Origin of the sequence: Bradyrhizobium guangdongense (assembly GCF_006483445.1) — a bacterium.
GTDB classification, from domain to species: Bacteria; Pseudomonadota; Alphaproteobacteria; order Rhizobiales; family Xanthobacteraceae; genus Bradyrhizobium; species Bradyrhizobium guangdongense_A.
The window spans coordinates 1-1,334 of the sequence record NZ_PPPT01000256.1; the positions used below are offsets into that span (position 1 = coordinate 1).

At 64.2% G+C, this 1,334-nt stretch carries 1 protein-coding gene; it reads left to right on the top strand.

What is annotated here, in order from left to right; all coding sequences use genetic code 11:
• Window positions 1–236: 236 nt before the first annotated feature.
• On the top strand, window positions 237–1,289 hold the full coding sequence (locus tag C2U70_RS30545; protein WP_140982344.1) for a polysaccharide deacetylase family protein: 1,053 nt from the start codon (window positions 237–239) through the stop codon (window positions 1,287–1,289).
• Window positions 1,290–1,334: the final 45 nt, after the last annotated feature.

The window sequence follows — 1,334 nt, forward strand, 5'->3', positions numbered from 1 at the left end:
CTCGGCCTCGGTGAGGTCGGTGACGATGTCGATGTGAGCGATACGGCTCGCGTCCGACCGCGCTGGCGCGTCTGCCGTCCGGCTTTGCATCGCCGCAGCCATGGTCATTCGCAAAACCTGTCGGACAAGGAAAATTTACGGTTTTCGGCCTCGGGCGACCTTTGCAAAGAAATGTCAACAAAGAGTAAGGACAATCGGGACGGGAAACGGGCCTCAGGCCCGGTCGAGGGGTGGTCTTGGAATCCGACAACAGATGGCTGGAACGGCTGCGCCTCGAGGCCGCCTGGTTCACCGGCCGGGCGCGATTGCATGGGCGCAGGGTCGGCGGCGCCGGCGCAATCCTGCGCTTCCAGCGCGTGCGGCCGCAGCAGGGTGGACGGTTCAAGCCGCTGATCGCAGGCGAGATCACGCCAACATTCCTCGATCGTACGTTGCGGGCGCTGAAGCGCTGGAAGTTCGACATCGTCGGCATGGACGAAGTCTGCCGGCGCGCGGTGACGCTGCCGGAGCGGCGTCGGTTCGTGGCGCTGACCTTTGACGGCGCTACGAAGGATTTCGTTGACTTTGCCTATCCCGTGCTGTTGCGGCACGGCGTACCTTTCACCGTCTACGTTCCGACCGCGTTTCCGGACGGCGTCGGCGAGGCCTGGTGGCTCGGGCTCGAGAAAGTGATCGCGAGCGAAAGCCGCATCAGCCTGATGATGGACGACAAGGAGCAGCGCTTCGTGGTCAACGACGCTGCCGAGAAGCAGCAGCTTTTCGACCTCATCGAAATATGGCTCAGGAAGCTGCCGCCGCAGGCACTGTCGGCCGCCATCAACGATCTCTGCAGGCGCTACCGCGTCGACCTCGCGAGCCTGTCACGCGAAGCGTCGATGAACTGGCACGATCTTGCGAAGCTCGCCGCCGATCCGCTCGTCACGATCGGCAGCGCGACCGTGAACTACACGATCCTTGCCAACATGAAGGACGGCACGGCCTCGCGCGAGATGGCGATGGGCAAGGCGGTTGCCGAATCTGCCTTTCATCGCGAGATCAGGCATCTCGCATACCCGTTCGGCGATCGTGACTCGTTTCGCCGCGCGCATGTGGTAATGGCCGAGGAGGCGGGCTTTGCCAGCGCGGTGTCGACGATCCCCGGCATCGTCGACGTCGAAGGGCGCACCAATCTGCGCGCGCTGCCGCGGATCTCCTGGGACGGACGCCGGCGTTCGCTGCGGATGATGCGGGTGCTGTTGTCGGGCGCGGCTTTTGCGCCGGTGAAGCCGACGCCCGGCGCGCCAAGCTAAAGCGCATCGCGCTTTAGCTTGTTGTTTTTGCGCATGATCTCCGCG